The sequence below is a fragment of the Streptomyces sp. NPDC023573 genome, assembly GCF_055559735.1.
The window spans coordinates 517,944-534,323 of record NZ_JBVHKB010000004.1 but is presented as its reverse complement, the minus strand read 5'-3'; the positions used below and the strand labels follow the sequence as shown (position 1 = coordinate 534,323).

23 protein-coding genes are annotated in these 16,380 nt (G+C 69.8%); 22 read left to right on the top strand and 1 reads right to left on the bottom strand.

Features of this window, described 5'->3' with window-relative positions:
* Positions 1 to 4 precede the first annotated feature (4 nt).
* From ACZ32T_RS16360 to ACZ32T_RS16265, 20 genes are all read left to right on the top strand, one after another.
* Positions 5 to 1,489: a phage portal protein gene (locus tag ACZ32T_RS16360; protein ID WP_467367431.1), complete on the top strand. Its 1,485-nt coding sequence runs from the start codon at positions 5 to 7 to the stop codon at positions 1,487 to 1,489.
* Positions 1,486 to 2,481 (top strand): VG15 protein, encoded by a 996-nt coding sequence (locus ACZ32T_RS16355; protein ID WP_467367429.1) that lies wholly within the window; start codon positions 1,486 to 1,488, stop codon positions 2,479 to 2,481. The genes ACZ32T_RS16360 and ACZ32T_RS16355 overlap by 4 nt, the downstream gene beginning before the upstream one ends.
* A gap of 52 nt (positions 2,482 to 2,533) precedes the next feature.
* Positions 2,534 to 3,202: a phage scaffolding protein gene (locus ACZ32T_RS16350; RefSeq protein WP_467367427.1), complete on the top strand. Its 669-nt coding sequence runs from the start codon at positions 2,534 to 2,536 to the stop codon at positions 3,200 to 3,202.
* Positions 3,203 to 3,226: 24 nt separating this feature from the next.
* Positions 3,227 to 4,078, top strand: a complete 852-nt coding sequence (locus tag ACZ32T_RS16345) for a major capsid protein (RefSeq protein ID WP_467367425.1) — start codon at positions 3,227 to 3,229, stop codon at positions 4,076 to 4,078.
* On the top strand, positions 4,078 to 4,428 hold the full coding sequence (locus ACZ32T_RS16340) for a hypothetical protein (RefSeq protein ID WP_467367423.1): 351 nt from the start codon (positions 4,078 to 4,080) through the stop codon (positions 4,426 to 4,428). Before ACZ32T_RS16345 ends, ACZ32T_RS16340 begins: the two co-directional genes overlap by 1 nt.
* A gap of 16 nt (positions 4,429 to 4,444) precedes the next feature.
* A complete protein-coding gene (locus tag ACZ32T_RS16335; protein ID WP_467367421.1) occupies positions 4,445 to 5,038 on the top strand; it encodes a head-tail connector protein in 594 nt (197 codons plus the stop codon).
* Positions 5,035 to 5,382: a phage head closure protein gene (locus ACZ32T_RS16330; RefSeq protein WP_467367419.1), complete on the top strand. Its 348-nt coding sequence runs from the start codon at positions 5,035 to 5,037 to the stop codon at positions 5,380 to 5,382. The genes ACZ32T_RS16335 and ACZ32T_RS16330 overlap by 4 nt, the downstream gene beginning before the upstream one ends.
* Before the next feature lies 1 nt (position 5,383).
* Positions 5,384 to 5,560 carry a hypothetical protein gene (locus ACZ32T_RS16325; protein WP_467367417.1) on the top strand — a complete coding sequence of 59 codons (177 nt, stop codon included), beginning with the start codon at positions 5,384 to 5,386 and terminating at the stop codon, positions 5,558 to 5,560.
* A gap of 6 nt (positions 5,561 to 5,566) precedes the next feature.
* Positions 5,567 to 5,971, top strand: a complete 405-nt coding sequence (locus tag ACZ32T_RS16320; RefSeq protein ID WP_467367415.1) for an HK97-gp10 family putative phage morphogenesis protein — start codon at positions 5,567 to 5,569, stop codon at positions 5,969 to 5,971.
* On the top strand, positions 5,968 to 6,384 hold the full coding sequence (locus tag ACZ32T_RS16315) for a DUF3168 domain-containing protein (protein WP_467367413.1): 417 nt from the start codon (positions 5,968 to 5,970) through the stop codon (positions 6,382 to 6,384). The genes ACZ32T_RS16320 and ACZ32T_RS16315 overlap by 4 nt, the downstream gene beginning before the upstream one ends.
* A 67-nt stretch (positions 6,385 to 6,451) precedes the next feature.
* Positions 6,452 to 6,865, top strand: a complete 414-nt coding sequence (locus ACZ32T_RS16310) for a phage tail tube protein (protein WP_467367411.1) — start codon at positions 6,452 to 6,454, stop codon at positions 6,863 to 6,865.
* Positions 6,866 to 6,916: 51 nt separating this feature from the next.
* On the top strand, positions 6,917 to 7,318 hold the full coding sequence (locus ACZ32T_RS16305; RefSeq protein WP_467367409.1) for a hypothetical protein: 402 nt from the start codon (positions 6,917 to 6,919) through the stop codon (positions 7,316 to 7,318).
* 20 nt (positions 7,319 to 7,338) lie between these two features.
* On the top strand, positions 7,339 to 7,677 hold the full coding sequence (locus ACZ32T_RS16300) for a phage tail assembly protein T (protein WP_467367407.1): 339 nt from the start codon (positions 7,339 to 7,341) through the stop codon (positions 7,675 to 7,677).
* Positions 7,631 to 9,598, top strand: coding sequence for a phage tail tape measure protein (locus ACZ32T_RS16295; protein ID WP_467367405.1), 1,968 nt, complete (start codon positions 7,631 to 7,633; stop codon positions 9,596 to 9,598). Before ACZ32T_RS16300 ends, ACZ32T_RS16295 begins: the two co-directional genes overlap by 47 nt.
* Before the next feature lie 12 nt (positions 9,599 to 9,610).
* A complete protein-coding gene (locus ACZ32T_RS16290) occupies positions 9,611 to 12,862 on the top strand; it encodes a carbohydrate binding domain-containing protein (protein WP_467367403.1) in 3,252 nt (1,083 codons plus the stop codon).
* 9 nt (positions 12,863 to 12,871) lie between these two features.
* Entirely contained in the window at positions 12,872 to 13,372 is a 501-nt protein-coding gene (locus tag ACZ32T_RS16285; protein ID WP_467367401.1) for a hypothetical protein, read from the top strand.
* A 61-nt stretch (positions 13,373 to 13,433) separates the two neighbouring features.
* Complete coding sequence (locus ACZ32T_RS16280; RefSeq protein WP_467367399.1) at positions 13,434 to 14,321, top strand: peptidoglycan recognition protein family protein; 888 nt, start codon at positions 13,434 to 13,436, stop codon at positions 14,319 to 14,321.
* Position 14,322: 1 nt separating this feature from the next.
* Entirely contained in the window at positions 14,323 to 14,544 is a 222-nt protein-coding gene (locus tag ACZ32T_RS16275) for a holin (protein ID WP_467367397.1), read from the top strand.
* Between the two features lie 27 nt (positions 14,545 to 14,571).
* Complete coding sequence (locus ACZ32T_RS16270) at positions 14,572 to 14,904, top strand: hypothetical protein (protein WP_467367395.1); 333 nt, start codon at positions 14,572 to 14,574, stop codon at positions 14,902 to 14,904.
* The gene (locus ACZ32T_RS16265; protein ID WP_467367392.1) at positions 14,901 to 15,572 is read left to right on the top strand and encodes a collagen-like domain-containing protein; all 672 of its coding nucleotides are present in this window, start codon (positions 14,901 to 14,903) and stop codon (positions 15,570 to 15,572) included. The genes ACZ32T_RS16270 and ACZ32T_RS16265 overlap by 4 nt, the downstream gene beginning before the upstream one ends.
* Positions 15,573 to 15,658: 86 nt before the next feature.
* Here the strand turns inward: ACZ32T_RS16265 and ACZ32T_RS16260 are convergent, their stop codons facing one another.
* Positions 15,659 to 15,895 (bottom strand): GntR family transcriptional regulator, encoded by a 237-nt coding sequence (locus tag ACZ32T_RS16260; RefSeq protein ID WP_467367390.1) that lies wholly within the window; start codon positions 15,893 to 15,895, stop codon positions 15,659 to 15,661.
* Between the two features lie 152 nt (positions 15,896 to 16,047).
* Between ACZ32T_RS16260 and ACZ32T_RS16255 the strand changes: the two genes are divergently transcribed.
* On the top strand, positions 16,048 to 16,221 hold the full coding sequence (locus ACZ32T_RS16255) for a hypothetical protein (protein WP_467367387.1): 174 nt from the start codon (positions 16,048 to 16,050) through the stop codon (positions 16,219 to 16,221).
* Positions 16,221 to 16,379 (top strand): hypothetical protein, encoded by a 159-nt coding sequence (locus ACZ32T_RS16250; RefSeq protein WP_467367385.1) that lies wholly within the window; start codon positions 16,221 to 16,223, stop codon positions 16,377 to 16,379. Before ACZ32T_RS16255 ends, ACZ32T_RS16250 begins: the two co-directional genes overlap by 1 nt.
* Position 16,380: the final 1 nt, after the last annotated feature.

Sequence of the window (16,380 nt, the reverse complement as noted above, 5' to 3'; positions counted from 1 at the left end):
CCCGATGGCGACGATTGCGCAGGCCCTCCAGCTGGTGCAGCTGCTCGAAGCAGAGCTCCAGCTGCGCGGCCAGGACATCGCCACGCACAACGCGTTCTACGGCGGCCAGCACCCGATGAAGTTCGCGTCGGACGAGTTCGCGAAGTTCCACGGGGACAGGTACAAGGACTTCTCCGACAACTGGACGCAGGTCGTGGCGGACAGCCCGGTGGAACGGATGACCGTCACCGGCATTCAGGCGTCCGGGGAGACGTCGGCGGACAAGGAGCTCTGGAAGGTGTGGCAGGTCAACGGCCTGGACGCCGACAGTCAGCTCGGCTTCCTCGGCTCGGTCGTCAATGCCCGCAGCTTCGTTCTCGTGTGGGGCAACCCTGCCGACGACAGCATGCCGGTCGTCACCTTCGAGGACCCGGGCCAGTGCATCGTCGCCTACGAGCCCGGCTCCCGCCGACTGCGGCGTGCAGCGCTGAAGCGGTGGCAGGACGGCGGCTGCGACTACGCCACCCTGTACCTGCCGGACGAGGTGTGGAAGTTCGAGCGTCCGCATCTGGTCGGCGCTGGGGGCAAGTCTCCGCAGCTGTCCGATGTGGACGAGGAGCTGAAGCGCTGGGCACCGCGCGAGATGAACGACGAGCCGAACCCGCAGCCCAACCCCATGGGCGTGGTGCCGATGGTGGAGCTCCCGAACAAGCCAGCCCTGGCGTCTGATCCGATCAGCGACGTGGGCGGCGTGATCGCCATGCAGAACGCCATCAACCTGCTGTGGGCACAGCTGTTCACCGCCGCGGACTACGCCTCTTTCCCGCAGCGCGTCATCATGGGCGCCGAGCGTCCGATGCTCCCGGTGCTGGACGCCGACGGCACGGTCATCAGCTCGAAGCCCATCGACATCGAGCGGTTCGCAGTCGACCGCGTGATGATGTTCAACGGCAAGGACGTCAAGATCGGCGAGTGGCAGGCCGCCAACCTGACCATGTACACCGGCCTGATCGAGGTTGCCGTCGGCCACCTTGCCGCTCAGACGCGGACCCCCCAGCACTACCTGATCGGCAAGATGGCCAACCTGGCCGAGGGCGCTCTGCTGGCCGCTGAGACCGGTCTGGTCAAGCGGGTCGAGGAGAAACAGATCTGGTCCGGCCAGGGCCTGCGCGAGATGGCCCGCCTGATTGCCCTGGCCCAGGGCGACAAGGGCAAGGCCGAGGCTCTGCGCTCCGGCCGGATCCTGTGGAAGGACGCCGAGTCTCGCTCGCACGCCCAGCTCGCCGACGCGTTGCTGAAGCTGAAGCAGATCGGTTTCCCCTTCGAGTGGCTGGCCCTGAAGTACGGGCTGACTCCCACGGAAGTGGCCGACGTGATTGCGATGCGTGCTGCTGAGCTGGAGATGGACCCGGTCACCGAGCTGACACGGCAGATGACCGCCTCGGGTGCGCCCATGGTTCCTGCGGGGACGCCGCCGGGGGCGGACGAGGTGGAAGAGCCGGCGGCGTGAGCCCGTCCTCCGAGGCGGTCGCGCACATCGAAGCGCGGCGGCGCCTGGCACTGGCAACGGCGCTGGCCACCCACCGCGTGTGGCGGCAGGTTGACCACGGCAACCTCTACCAGTCGTGGCTTGGCCTGGCGGGCAACGTGCTCGGCATCGTCATGGGCGGGCAGCTGGCCGCGGCACAGCAGACCGGGCCGTGGCTGGCCGCTCTGGTCGGTACCGACGAGGACCGACCGGATGCTGATGCTGTGATTCCGAGCGCCTTCACCGGTGTCGACGGCTCCGGACGCCCTCTGGCCGGTGTCCTCATGGCGCCGATCTGGACGGCGTTGCGTCTCGTGACGCAGGGCCGTCCGATCGGGCAAGCCATGGCGGCAGGGCAAGGACTGCTCGACGCCATCGTGGCCACCGTAGTGGCCGACGCCGGCCGGGCGGCGGACGCGGCAGCCATGACCGCCAAGCCTGCTGTCACCGGGTACATCCGCGTTGTCGAGGCCGGGGCCTGTGGCCGCTGCATCGTCCTCGCCGGGAACGAGTACCAGACCGACAAGGCGTTCGCCCGGCATCCGCGCTGTCACTGCGGCATGGAGCCGGTGACCCGAGAGCACCGCCCGAAGCCGGCCTCCCCGAAAGAGCTGGTTGCACAGATGTCCGACGCGCAGAAGCGAAAGACGTTCGGCGAGGACGGGGCGAAGGCCCTGGCCGAGGGAGCCGACATCGGGCAGCTGGTCAACGCACGCCGCGGCATGCAGTCCGCCACGGTGTTCGGCCGGAAGCTGCAGATCACTTCCGAGGGCACCACCCGCCGGGGCTTCGCTGCCCGTCGGCTGGCCACGGAGAAGGGCTTCGCGAAGGCGCTCGGCTCCCGCAACGGCTCAGAGACTGCGGCCCGCCTGCGGTCCAGGACGCCGCGCCTGATGCCGGAGGAAATCTTCCGCATCGCCGACGACCGCACCCACGCCGTGCGCCTTCTGCGCCTGCACGGCTTCATCGCCTGACCCTCCTGCCCGCGCGCAACGCCTGGGCCCACACCCGCAATGGGAGAACACCATGAGCACGCCTGCGCCTGCCGAGCCGTCCACCGATCCGGCCGACGAGGACCTCCTCGACCCGGAGGAGACCGACCTGGACCCTGTGGCCGACGACACCGAGGCCGACCCGGAAGGCTCCGACAGCCTGGGCGACCCGGGCAAGAAGGCCCTGGCCACCATGAAGGACCGGCTCAAGGCCGAGCGCGAGAAGCGCCGCGCCCTCGAGGCCCAGCTCGCCGAGCACAACAAGCCGGCCGAGGGCGCCGCACCTGACGCCGAGGCCATGCTCCGGCAGGCCGAGACGACGGCCCTGGCCCGCGTGAACGAGCGCCTCGTGAAAGCCGAAGTTCGCGCCGCGGCCGCCGGCAAGCTCGCCGACCCGGCCGACGCCCACCGCTTCCTCGACCTGTCTCAGTTCGAGGTGGACGACGACGGCAACATCGACGCCGAGGAAGTCTCCGAGGCGATCGACGAGCTGCTGCAGTCCAAGCCCTACCTGGCCGCGCAAGGCGGCAGCACCAAACCACGGTTCCAAGGAACCGCGGACTCCGGCGCCCGCAAGGGGACCCGGCCCACCCAGCTCACCGAGGCAGACGTCAAGCGCCTGTCCGCGGCGGGCAACCACGCCGAGATCGTCAAGGCACAGAACGAAGGACGCCTTAACGACTACCTCGGCCTCACCCGGTAACCCCCCTTTCTCGAGGAGAACAACATGGCCATCAGCGCCTTCAAGCCGGAAGTCTGGAACGCCAACCTCCTGGTCGCCCTGGAGAAGTCCCACGTGTACGGCGCCGCGGGCGTCGTCAACCGCGACTACGAGGGCGACATCGCCCAGTACGGCGACACCGTCCACATCACCTCGCTCGCCGACCCGACGATCGGCACGTACACCCCGCACACCGACATCACCATCGAGGACGTCGACGACGCCGACGCCACGCTGCTGATCGACCAGTCGAAGTACTTCGCGTTCGAAGTCGACGACGTCGAGAAGCGCCAGGCCCTCAACGGTGGGGCCATCCTCACCGAGCAGGCCCGCAAGGCGGCGTACAAGCTGCGCGACGTGGCCGACGCCTACGTCGCCGGCCTCATGGCGGCCGGGGTCGACGCGGGCAACCTGGTGGCCGAGCAGACACTGACCACCGCGGCGTCCGCCTACGACCTCCTGGTCGACCTGGGCACCGTCCTCACCGAGGACGACGTCCCCTTCGAGGACCGGTGGGCCGTGGTCACCCCGAAGTTCTACGGCCTGCTGCAGAAGGACACCCGCTTCGTCGGCTCCGGCGACGCGCAGGCGGCCGCGACCCGCATGAACGGCATCATCGGTGAGGCGGCCGGTTTCTCGGTCCGCCTGTCCAACAACGCCCCCGCCGGTCCGGGCGCCGGCGCGGGCAAGCTCGTTATCGCGGGCTATGACGGCGCGGTCACCTACGCCGAGCAGATCAACAAGACCGAGGCGACCCGCAAGGAGAAGGGCTTCGCGGACATCGTGAAGGGCCTCCACCTGTACGGCGCCAAGGTCGTCCGCCCCAAGGGCCTGGCCGCAGCGGACGTGATCATCTGATGAAGGACGGACAGGAACTCCTCCTGCGCGGCTCGGCCGGCGCCCCGTTCCGGGTGACCGTCGGCCAGCCGTTCACCCGCGAGGAGATCGGCAAGCGGCTGAAGTCCGGCGAGTGGGCGCACTGGGACGACCAGCCCACCGAGCCCGACACCGACGAGGAAAGCGAGACCGAACGGGGCGCGGCCAGGGCGGAGCCCGCTGTGGCTCCGGCTTCCGCACCCGACCCGGACCGCCCCGCGCTCAACGCGCCGAAGGCGGACTGGGTGGTCTACGTCGCCCGGACCAACCACATGTCGCTCGAAGATGCGGCGAACTACACCAAGGCCGACCTGATCGACATGGTCGGCTGACGACCGGGAGGTCACCGTGGCACTCGAACCGCTGGCGACGGTGGCCGACCTGGTCGCCCTCGGCCTGACCGTGGACGAATCGGAAACCGCGATCGTCCAGAACTACCTGGCCGTAGCGTCGGCTGCGATCCGCGACGCAGCTGGCTCTCCGATCTCCCAGACCACGTCAACGGTAAAGCTGGAGGGGGTGCGCGGGCAGCGCCTGCAGCTGCCTGGTTCCCCCGTCACTGCCGTCGCCGAGGTCACCATCGACGGCACGGCCGTGACGGACTGGCGGCTCCGCTCGGATCGTCTGTGGCGTTTCGGTGGCTGGGGCGACCAGGACGATCCGCCGGAGGTCGAGGCGACCTACACGCACGGCCTGCCCGAAGTGCCGGCCGACATCATCGACCTCGTCGGCCGCCTGGTCGCCGGGGCCCTGGCCTCGTACCGGGCTGAGGACGGCGGGGCCAGCCTCGGCACGCAGGTCGTCACCTCCGAACGGATTGGGGACTACGCGGTCACCTACGGCGGTGACGGCCTGGCCACCGACATGGAGCTCCCCGCGTACCTGCGGGAGCGCCTGGCCGCCAGGTTCGGCGGCGGGGTGTCGATGCTGAGGTCCCTGTGAGGGGGCCCGGCCGGTTCTTCAACCGGCGCCTGGAGGTATGGCGGCCGGTCGCCGTCGACGACGGGTACGGCGGGCAGACCACGACCATGGTCCAGCAGCCCGGCACTGTCCGGGCCAAGGTCGACCAGCCCAGCAACGCCGATCAGCTGCTCGCCCAGCAGGCCAGCAGCAAGCACGATCACACCGTGTTTCTGCTCCCGCGCGCGGACGTGCGCCGCGGCGACGAGCTGCGCGGCACGGACGCGCTCGGGCAGGCGCAGGTGTTCCTGGTCCTGGCCACCGTGCAGCCCTCCACCCCGATCTACTCCAAGGCTCCGTGCCAACTGACACAGAAGGCAGGTTGACATGCCCGAATCCGAGCAGCCGCGCTTGCCGCAGGTCCCGCCTCACGAGGCCCGCCGCCAGGCCGAAGACTGCCTCGGCGAGGGCGACGGGGGCATCCTGCGCGCGCTTGCCTGGGGCGTGGTGGCGGTGGCCGGCGAACTTGCCGAGCTGCGGCGCGAACGACGCAGCAGGCGGTAAACCGGCATGGCCAGACGTCGCGGCAGCGGTGGAGGCGGGGCCGGCGGCGGGGCAATCCGCGTTGAGATCCAGGGCCTGGACGCGCTGCGCGAGCGCCTCGATGAGCTCGCGCCGCAGATCCGTCTCGCCGCCTTCAAGGCCCTGAAGGAGTCTGCCGAAGCCGTCCGTGCGGAGGCCGCCGCGAACGTGCGGGTCGACACCCGCAACCTGCAGCGCAGCGTCAAGGCCCGGTTCGAGAACAACCGGCTGCGCGCAGAGATCGGCTGGTGGGACTCCGACGACCTGTACGCCGCGCTGCTGGAGCACGGCACCCGCCGCATCCCCGCCCGGCCGGTCCTCGGACCCGCCCTCGAAGGGGAGCGCAGAAAGATCGCGGCCCGCATCCAGGCCGAGGTGAGGAGGGTTCTGTGACGACCGCCCCGTCCCCAATGCTTGCCGTGCAGGGCGCCATCCTGGCCGCTCTGACCGGTGACGCCGAGCTCACGGACATGACGGACGCCGTCTACGACTACTTGCCCGAGACGGTGCCGTACCCGTTCATCGTGCTCGGCGAGGCGATCGAGACCCCGGACAACCGGCACGGCGGGTTCGGCCGGCAGACCAGCGTCACCCTGCACGTGTGGTCGCAGTACCGCGGCTACGCGCAGGCACTGCGGATCGGAGCCCGCGTCACGGAACTCCTCGATCACCAGCCGCTCACCCTGCCCGGCCTGGACTGGATCGCCACCCGGTTCGAGTTCAGCCAGACACTCACCGATCCAGAACCGCCGGGCGACATCCGGCACCTGGTGCTCCGGTACCGAGTGATCACCGAACAGCACTGACCCCCCTCGTTCCCCTGCACCCCGCGCCTCCTGGCACGGGGTTTTCTCATGCCACAGGAGGCACCCCATGGCTGGTATGGACGGCTTCGGAGTACAGCTGCAGCGCGGTGACGGTGAGGCCGTGGAGGCCTTCACCACCATCGCCGACATCACCAACCTGTCCGGGCCGGGCCTGTCGAGGGAGACGCTGGACGTCACCTCTCACGGGTCGCCGGACGGGTGGATGGAGTTCCTCGGCGGGCTCAAGGACCCGGGCGAAGTCAGCGCGGACATCAACTACCAGCCCGCCCTGCACGACGTCCTGGTCGCCGACTTCGACGACGCGGCGCCCCGGAACTACAAGATCGTGTTCCCGGACGTGCCTGCCACCACGTGGGCGTTCGGCGCGTTCATCACCGGCTTCGAGCCGGAGTCCCCCTACGACGACAAGGCCGCGGCGTCCCTGACGTTCAAGGTCACCGGCAAGCCGGTCATCAGCTGATGACCGGCGCGCGGGTCGACGTCCTGAACTCACTCAAGGAAGGCGCCACTGATGGCACTGCTCAGTAAGGACCAGATCGCTTCGGCTGATGACCGGCAGTGGGAGGACGTCGAGGTACCCGAGTGGGGTGGCACTGTCCGCGTCCTCGGCATGTCGGGGACCGAGCGCAACGCCTACCAGTCCAGCCTCGTCGTGCTCGGCCCGAACGGGTCCGTTCAGCGGATGAACATGGCCGACCAGTCGGCGAAGCTCGTCGCCAAGTCCCTGGTCGGCGAGGACTTCGAGCGGCTGTTCTCCGACAAGGAGATCAAGGAGCTCGGCCGGAAGAACGGGGCCGTCCTCGAACGGCTCGGCTCCGTCGCCCAACGCCTGTCGGGCCTGAGGAAGGAAGACGTGGAGGCTGCGGCGGGAAAATCCGAGCCTCTCCCGAGCGACGGTTCTACCACCGACTAGCGCTCGAACTTGGGTGCACCGTGCCGGAGCTCCTCGCCCGCTGCACCTCGGCCGAGCTCACGGAGTGGATGGCTTACGAGCACGTCGCTGGGCCGCTCGGACCGGAGCGGCAGGACGTCCTGCACGCGATCCTCGCCGCGACCGTGTCGAACACAGCCCGAGGGAAGGGCCGCAAGGCCGAGCCCAAGGACTTCATGCCGAAGTGGGACCAGGGCGCGAAGCGTGTGCCGGCCGACTGGCAGCAGATGCTCGCCACGGTCAAAACGATGAACCGCCGCATGGGCGGCAGCAACGAGCAGGAGGGGGACGGCGATGGCGACCCTGGAAGAGCTCCTCGTATCAATCGGGATCGACACTGAGGAGCTGACGTCCGGGGCGCAGGGTGCAGCCGATCAGGTGGAGACGAGCCTCGGCGGCATCGGCGCGCTGGGTGCCGGTGCGGCCGTGGGCGGCCTGTTCGCCATGGGCCTGGCCAACGCCATGGACGCGTCCGCGGCGAACACGAAGCTCGCCAACCAGCTGGGCCTGTCCGAACAGGAGGCGGCGCGCGCCGGCGACGTGGCTGGCGCCGTGTTCTCCGAGGGGTTCGGAGAGTCGATCGGCGGGGTGAACGAGGGGATCCAGGCGGTCGCCTCCTCGGTCGGCGACCTGAGCGAGCTCACCGACGCCGAGCTCAAGTCGATGACGACCAGCGCCCTGATGCTGGCCAGCACGTTCGAGATCGACGTGGCCGACGCGGCCCAGGCCGCCGGAGCGATGATCAATAACGGGTTGGCGAAGGACGGCACCGAGGCGTTCGACGTTCTCACGGTGGCCGCGCAGAACCTGCCCAAGGCGATGCTCCAGGACATCCCCGCCACTGTGAACGAGTACGGAAAGCACTGGGCCAGGATCGGTCTGGACGCGCAGACGTCGTTCGGGATGCTGTCGCAGTACGTGCAGGCCGGTGGCCGCGACATCGACCAGGCCGGTGACGTGCTGCATGAATTCGCCCGCATCACGTCGGAGGAATCCGACAAGGCCGCGGCCGCGCTCAAGGGGCTGGGGCTGCCCGCCAAGCAGATGCTCGCCGACATCAACAAGGGTGGCGAGCCCGCCAAGGCGGCCCTGCAGAAGACCATCGAAGCGCTGCGCGGAATCAAGGACCCGGCGAAGCAGTCGGCCCTGGCGGTGGAGCTGTTCGGCGACATGGCCGGCGAGGGTGCGGATGCCCTGTGGGCGATGGACCCGGCGACGGCGGCGACGTCCAACGGAATGGCTGACGTCAAGGGTGCGGCCGCCGAGGCGAACGCTGCCATGGCCGCCTCTCCCGCGCAGTCGATGGAGAGCATCATGCGGACGCTCGCCACGACGCTGGGCGAGATGCTTGGCCCGGCTCTGAAGGTCGTGGGCGATTTCCTGAAGGAGAACCCCGCCCTGATCAAGATCCTGACGCCGATCCTGCTGGGGCTGGCCCTGGCGATCGGGATCGCCGTGATTGCTCAGTGGGCGTGGAACACGGCGCTCTGGGCTTTCCCCGGGACGTGGATCATCGCGGGCATCATCGCCTTGATCGCGATCATCGTGCTGATCGTCGTCTACTGGGACGAGATCGCCGCCGCTACGGGGCGTGCCTGGGACTGGATCACCGGCAAGCTCGGCGAGGCCTGGTCCTGGATCACCAGCAAGCTCGGCGAGACGTGGGACTGGATCTCGCAAAAGACCGGGCAGGCCTGGTCCTGGATCACCGGGCAGATCGAGAAGGCCGTCAGTGACGTGCTCGGCATCGTCGGCTGGCTCGCCGCGATCCCCGGCAAGGTCAGCAGCTGGTTCGGTCAGGTCGTGTCCTGGATCAGCGGGCTCCCGGGAAAGATCAGCCGGGCCGCATCGGGCATGTGGGACGGGATCAGCCGGTCGTTCCGCAGCATGGTCAACAGCCTGATCAGCGGCTGGAACAACCTGTCATTCACCATCGGCGGCGGCTCCATCATGGGCGTGTCCATCCCGAGCGTGACCCTGTCGACACCGAACATTCCGATGCTCGCCGACGGCGGCATCACCACCGGACCGACCCTCGCCATGATCGGTGAGGGAGCCGAGGACGAGGCGGTCCTGCCCCTGTCGAAGCTCGACTCGATGATGCGGTCCGTTGCCGGCGTGCGCCGTACCGGCGGGGAGCAGCGCACCGTGCTGGAGCTCCGCTCCTCCGGGTCGGACGTCGATAACTTCCTCCTCGAACGGATCCGCACGGCGGTCCGTGTCGAGGGCCGCGGCGACGTACAGCTCGCCCTCGGACAGTAAGGAGACATCCAGATGGCGCTGTCCGTAGACCGCCGCACAGAGCTCCAGATCGACGGGGAGTGGACGGATATCACCGGCGACGTCCGGGAGTCCGACGCGGTCGTCATCGAGCGCGGCGCGAAGAACGAGGCGGCCAAGCCCGCCCCGTCGAAGATGACGCTCAAGTTGAACAACCGGCACGGGAAGTACAGCCCGCGCAACCCGATGTCGCCGTACTTCGGGCTGATCGGCCGCAACACGCCGGTCCGCTTCAGCCTGAAGGGCCCCGAGTCCTATCTGCGGCTGGAGGGCAACACCGCCTCCTACGCCCGCACCGCGGACGCGTCGGCCCTCGACATCACCGGGGACCTCGACATCCGGATCGAGGCCACGGTCGACTGGTGGGCCGCGCCGATCCAGACCCTGATCGGGAAATGGGTGTCAGTCGGCAACCAGCGCAGCTACCTCCTGCGCCTGGCCGGCGGAATCCTGACGCTGAACTGGTCGCCGAACGGGACGACGCAGTTCTTCGCGGAACAGATCCTGCCTGCTCTGCCGAAGCGCGCGGCTGTGCGGGCGACCCTGGACGTCAGCAACGGCAGCGGCGGGTTCACGGCCGCGTTCTACTGGGCCGAGAGCCTGGACGGCCCCTGGACGTCGATGGGCACCCCGCTCGTTGTCACCGGCACGACGAGCATCTACTCAGGCACCGCCCCGCTGGAGCTCGGGCCGCCCGCGGTGACCAACTACACCCCGGTGCGCGGGCGGGTGCACCGGGCCGAGGTGCGATCCGGGATCGGCGGCACGGTCGTGGCCAGCCCGGACCTGCGGGCCCTGGCCGAAGGCATCACCAGCTGGGCGGACTCGGCCGGCCGCACGTGGACGGTCGGCGCGCTGGCCTCGGTAACGGATCGGGAGTTCCGGTTCCACGGCGAAATCTCCTCGTGGCCGTCCCGGTGGGACGTGTCCGGGTCGGACGTCTGGGTGCCGATCGAGGCGGCCGGGATGACCCGCCGTATGGGCCAGGGCAAGAAGGCCCTCGACAGCACACTGCGTCGACGTGTCCCCTCAGACCCGGACCTGATCGCGTACTGGCCGATGGAGGACGGGGCCGAGGCCACCGCCGCCTACTCCCCGGTCCCCGGGATCCGGCCGATGACGATGTCCGGGTTCGACTTCGCGGCGGACGACTCCCTCGGCGGCAGCAGCGCCCTGCCCAAGACCAAGAACCCGGCCAGCTTCCGGGCTGTCGTGCCGCGCAGCAGCACGCAGGGCTGGCAGGTGGAGTTCGTCTACTACCTGCCGACCATGCCCGCCACGCAGACCGAGATCCTGCGCATCAGCACCGCCGGGTCGGCGATGCGCACGGCCGTCGTCTACGCGTCCACGGCCGGCGTCCGGATCGAAGCCCTGGACGACGAGGGCGTTCTCCTCGGCGCGTTCCTCTACAACGACGCCGGGGCGATCAGCGACTTCGCCGGGAAGTGGAACCGGCTGGCGGTCTACACCGCGGCGAGTGGCGGCAGCACCTACCTGTACGTCAGCTGGCGGGACATCGCAGCCAACTCCCGCTGGACCTCCCGGACCGTCTACACCGGGACGCAGGGCGCCGTCGTGGGCCTGTCCGGCACCTACGGGGCCGACACGGCAGACATGGTGCTCGGGCACCTGGCCGTCTTCGACGTCCCCGCCACCGGGAACCTGATCTCCTCACCGCCCGGCTCGGCGATTTTCAGCGGGGCGGACGACGGATTCAACGGGGAAACGGCCCTCAACAGGCTGGCCCGCCTGGCCACAGAAGAGGCGCAGCAGGTCACCCTCTCCTGGGTCGACGGAGACATGACGGTCCTCTCCGAAGCCATGGGGCCGCAGCGCCCTGACACGCTCCTCGCCCTCCTCGAGGAGTGCGCGGCCACCGATGGCGGGATTCTCTACGAACGGATCGACGCCACGGCCCTCGTCTACCGGGACCGGGCCACGCGCTACAACCAGCGCATCGCCTTGGCCCTCGACTACACGGCGCCCGGTGAGGTGCCGCCGCCGCTGGAGCCTGTCGAGGACGACCAGGCGCTGCGCAACGACGTCACCGTGACGAGGCGCGGCGGGTCCTCCGGGCGCGCGGTGCTGGAGTCCGGTGCGCTGTCCGTGCAGCCGCCGCCCGACGGGGTCGGCCCGTATGACGAGTCGCTCACCGTGTCCCTCTACACCGACGAGCAGCCGCCCCTGCACGCCCAGTGGCGCATGCACCTTGGCACGTGGGACGAGGCCCGCTACCCGACGATCACCGTGTGGCTGCACACCGCCCCGCACCTCGTCGACCAGGTCCTCGCCATGGACCTCGGGGACCGCGTCCAGATCAGCAACCCGCCGGCCTGGCTTCCGCCCGGAGTGATCGACCAGCACATGCTCGGCTACACCGAGCGCATCACCGCGATCGAGTGGTCGCTCGCCATGAACTGCAGTCCGGCCGGCCCCTGGTCGGTGGGTGTGTACGACGACCCCGAGCAGGGCCGGTATGACACGGGCGGGTCGGAACTGGACGCGCCCGTTACCTCGTCAGCCGCTTCTCTGCCGGTGGCGGTGACGGACGGCACCCGGTGGGTCACGGCCGCACCGAACGAGCAGCCCGACCCCGGGTTCGAGCACGGTACCGGCGGGTGGGCGTGCACCCGCGGCGCGTCCATCGGGGCCGTCTCCTGGGAGCGGGACCTCGTCCACTCCGGCACCGGTGCGCTCCGCGTCACCCGGGTCCATCCGACCGACACCGGGACGATGAACCTCGCCGACATGAGCACCGTGCGCCCGGCCGCCGCAGGCCAGGTGTGGGCCGGATCCGCGTGGGTCTACTCCGGCGGCGCCGCGGCGAACAACATGCGGGTCGCGATCGTCTGGCGCACCTCGGGCGGCGCGGAGACGTTCATCTACGGCACGGCACCGTCCGTGTCAGCCGGGGCATGGACCCAGCTCACCGTGTCCGGGACGCTTCCCGCCGGCGCGGTAGGCGTGCGCCTCGGCGTTGAAGGCCGGTCCACCTGGACGGTCGGCGAATGGTGGGTGGCCGACGACGTGCGCCTCGCCCGCACCGACTCCCTGACCGGCCCGGACATGCCCGACCACTTCCCCTTCACCGCCACGCTCGGCGGTGAGGTCGTCAACGTCCACGGCATCAGCGGCACCGGCAGCACGCAGACGTTCTACGTCGACCGCTCCGTCAACGGGATCACCAAACCGCACACCGAGGGCACGGACATCCGCCTCGCCCAGCCCACGATCTACGCCCTGTAGGAGGCACCCATGCCCGACCTCGCCCTCTCCGGGGAACGGCTCATCGCAGCCACAGAGAATGCTCGCGCGCCCTTCACCGTGAACTACACGGCGATCAGCACGAACACGCCCGGCACCCCGGCGTCCGCCGAGACCGTGTGGATCACGACTCCCACGATCACGTTCAAAGCCGGCCGCGCGTACAGGATGACGGTCAAGGGGCTGCTGACCCCGAATGCTGCAAGCAGTGAGGGACGCATCCGGGTCCGACGGGACACGATCGCCGGGGTCACCGTGTTCGACTCATTCCGAATTACCACCCCGAGCGCCTCGGCCAACTACGGCTTCGAGTACTCGAACATCTTCGTGAACGCCGGATCGTCCAGCATCCTCGCTCCGCTCCTCGGGACTCTGGCCCGGGATTCCGGGACCGCGAGCTACCACCTGGCCGCCACAGCCACGCACGCCGGTTTCCTCCTCACCGAGGACTTCGGGCCGGCGGGAGACTTCCCAGGCGCCACCACCCTGTAGCCCACACCACCTCAAGCCCCGCGCCGCCACGGCCGGGGCTCCCTGCATGTCTGGAGACCTGATGGCCGCACCCCTATCCCCTGACCGGCTGCTCTCCGCGCTGCGCGCCGAGGGCGTGCGCGTCGTGGAGTACAAGAACTGGCGCACCCACCAGCGGCCCAAGTCGACCGGTGGGTTCGGCCCGATCAACGGCGTGATGCTCCACCACACCGTCACCACCGGCACGTCCGGGTCCGTCGCCCTCTGCCACAACGGGCACTCCGCCCTGCCGGGCCCGCTCTGTCATGGCGTCATCGACAAGGACGGCACGGTCTACCTCGTGTCCGCCGGCCGCGCGAACCACGCGGGCAAGGGCGACGACGACGTCCTGCGCCACGTCCAGAACGAGGACTACGACCGGGACAAGCTCCTCATCCCCAACGAGGCGAACACCGACGGCAACACCCACTTCTACGGCTTCGAGTGCATCAACCTCGGCAACGGGAAAGATCCGTGGCCCGCCGTCCAGCGCGACGCCATGGTCCGCGCGTCGGCCGCGATCCTGCGGGCCCTCGGCGGCCCGGCGAAGGGCTGGACCGCGCGCAGCGTCATCGGCCACAAGGAGTGGCAGCCCGGAAAAATCGACCCCCGCACCGGCACCGGCGGCGTCGACGTGGCCCCGCCCGTCGTGCGCCGTCTCATCGACGAGCGCCTCGCTCACCCCGCGTCCTGGTCCCCCGGGACCACCGCCCCGACCACCCCGTCTAAGGAGCCCGCTGTGGCCAGCACGGACAAGCAGATCGCCGACCTACACGGCAACCTGCTGCGCATCGGTGACATCGGCACCGAGACGAAGAAGGGCGACTCCAGCACCCGCACCCCGCACAGCGCCGGCTACTACCTCGCGCACATCCTCGACCAGGTGCGCCTGCTGCGCGCCGAGGTCGCCGAACTCAAGAAGGAGTCCTGACATGGCTGCACCCACCGAGGCGAAGGTGAAGGCCGCGTCCACCGCCACGTTCCTGGCTGGCCTCGTCATCGCCGTACTGAACGCGGTCGTCGCCGACAACAGCCTGCTGGGCCCGCTCCCGGTCTGGCTGCAGGCGCCGGTGCTCGCCCTCGTCCCGACCGCCCTGACGTGGCTGGCCGGGTACCAGGCGAGGCACACCCCGCGCGACTCCGTGCGCACCTGATCCACCCCGCACCAGGAGGTACAGCACGTGGACGCTGCGACGCTCGGCGCGGTCGGTGTCATCGTCGTCGGGCTCGCAACGGCCGGCGGGGCCTGGATCGGAAAGCGCGGCGAGAACCGCGTGACCCAGTCCGGTGCCGTGATCGGCGGGTACAGCTCGCTCGTCGACAACTTGCAGGAAGAGCGGGACAAGGCACAGCAGAAGCTGGCCGAGAACGAGGTACGCCTCGCCGCGGCGTATGCCGAACTTGCGGGCGAGCGCGCGGGAAAGACCGAGCTGATCACGCAGATTGCCGAGTTGACGACCGAGAACGCGCGGCTGCATGCCCGCATCGCCGAGCTGGGAGGTACGCCGTCGTGACGCACCGCAGACCGAACCTCCTCGCTCGCCGCTGGCGGTCGTTGGCGCTCACCGCTGTTCTGCTGGTGTTGTCCGGCGCGGTGCTCCTGGTGTGGCTGCGGATCGACGCCGAAGCGCAGCGCACGCACCAGGTCGCGGCCGAGGCTGACCGGCGCGGCGACGCCGTGTCGACCCTGGCCGGGGATGTGCGGACGCTGCGCGCACAGATTCAGGCCGAGGGTGGCACCCCGGCGGCACCGGACCCGGCGCGCGCCGTCGATGACCTGCCGGACCGAGCCGAGGTGCCCGTGCCGATCCCCGGCCCGACCGGGGCGCGCGGCCCGAAGGGCGACGCGGGCAAGGACGGGGCGACCGGCGAGCCCGGGCCGGCTGCCACCGGCGCCCCGGGGCAGGCCGGTACCGACGGGGCGGTCGGCCCTGCTGGTCCCGCTGGTCCTGCTGGTCCTCCCGGGCCCGCGGGGAAGGACGGCACCAACGGCACGGACGGAGCACCCGGAGAGCGGGGACCGGCCGGTCCCGCCGGGCCGTCCTGCCCGGACGGATACAGCCTCCAGCCGCCGCCTGACGATCCCGATGCCCTGGTCTGTCGCCGTACTGGGGCACCGACCGAACCGGACCCCGAGCCCGGGCCGCTGGCCCTGGACCCGTTCCGCCGGCAGTACCCATGAACAACGCCCCCTGCCCTGGCTTCGGCCGGGACGGGGGGCGGCTTTCGTGTCTCCGGGGTTTTCCTGGGGTCCCGGGAAAACCCGGGTCAGGCGTCTGTGCGGGTGACGAAGCTGCCGAGCCCGGGCTCGGTGTAGATCAGCCCCTCCTCGCGCAGCGCACGATGCACCTTCTGCCCGGTGGCCGCAGCGATGCCGAACTCGGCCTGCAGCTGGAGAACCGACGGCACACGGGAGCGCGGCGGATAGACGCCGTCCGCAATCCGCTGCCGGATCACCTCGGCGACCTGGCGCCATCGCGGCTGGTCAGGGACGAATTCGATCACGCGTCCAAGCTGGCATGGCACCGCATGTCACGCGAGATGTGGCATACCTAGCACGCCATAGCATGGTGGGTCTACGCTGCACGAACACGAAGAACCCCCGCGACCGTGTCACCGGTCCGGGGGTGCGGACACCAGCCTGAGGAGCTGATGACATGGCATACGGTACCGCCGCCCAGTCCCAGACGGACAGGGCCATAGAGAACACATACGAGCAGGTACTCAGCCACACCGAGAAGTGCCGCCCCTGCAACACGGACGGCACGACCTGCGCCTACGGTGACGAGCTGCGGGCCAGGCACCGCACCGCCATGGCGAAGGCCCGCTGATGGCATCGACACCTGACCACCCGCACGGTTACTGCTGGGCCGCACGCCCCGAGGGCGGCGCCCGCTGCACGCTGAGCCCGGGACACGACGGCGACCATCACGACTGGTACGCCGACGCGGACCGAAGAGACTGGTCGGCGAAAGAGCTGGCCCGCTGAA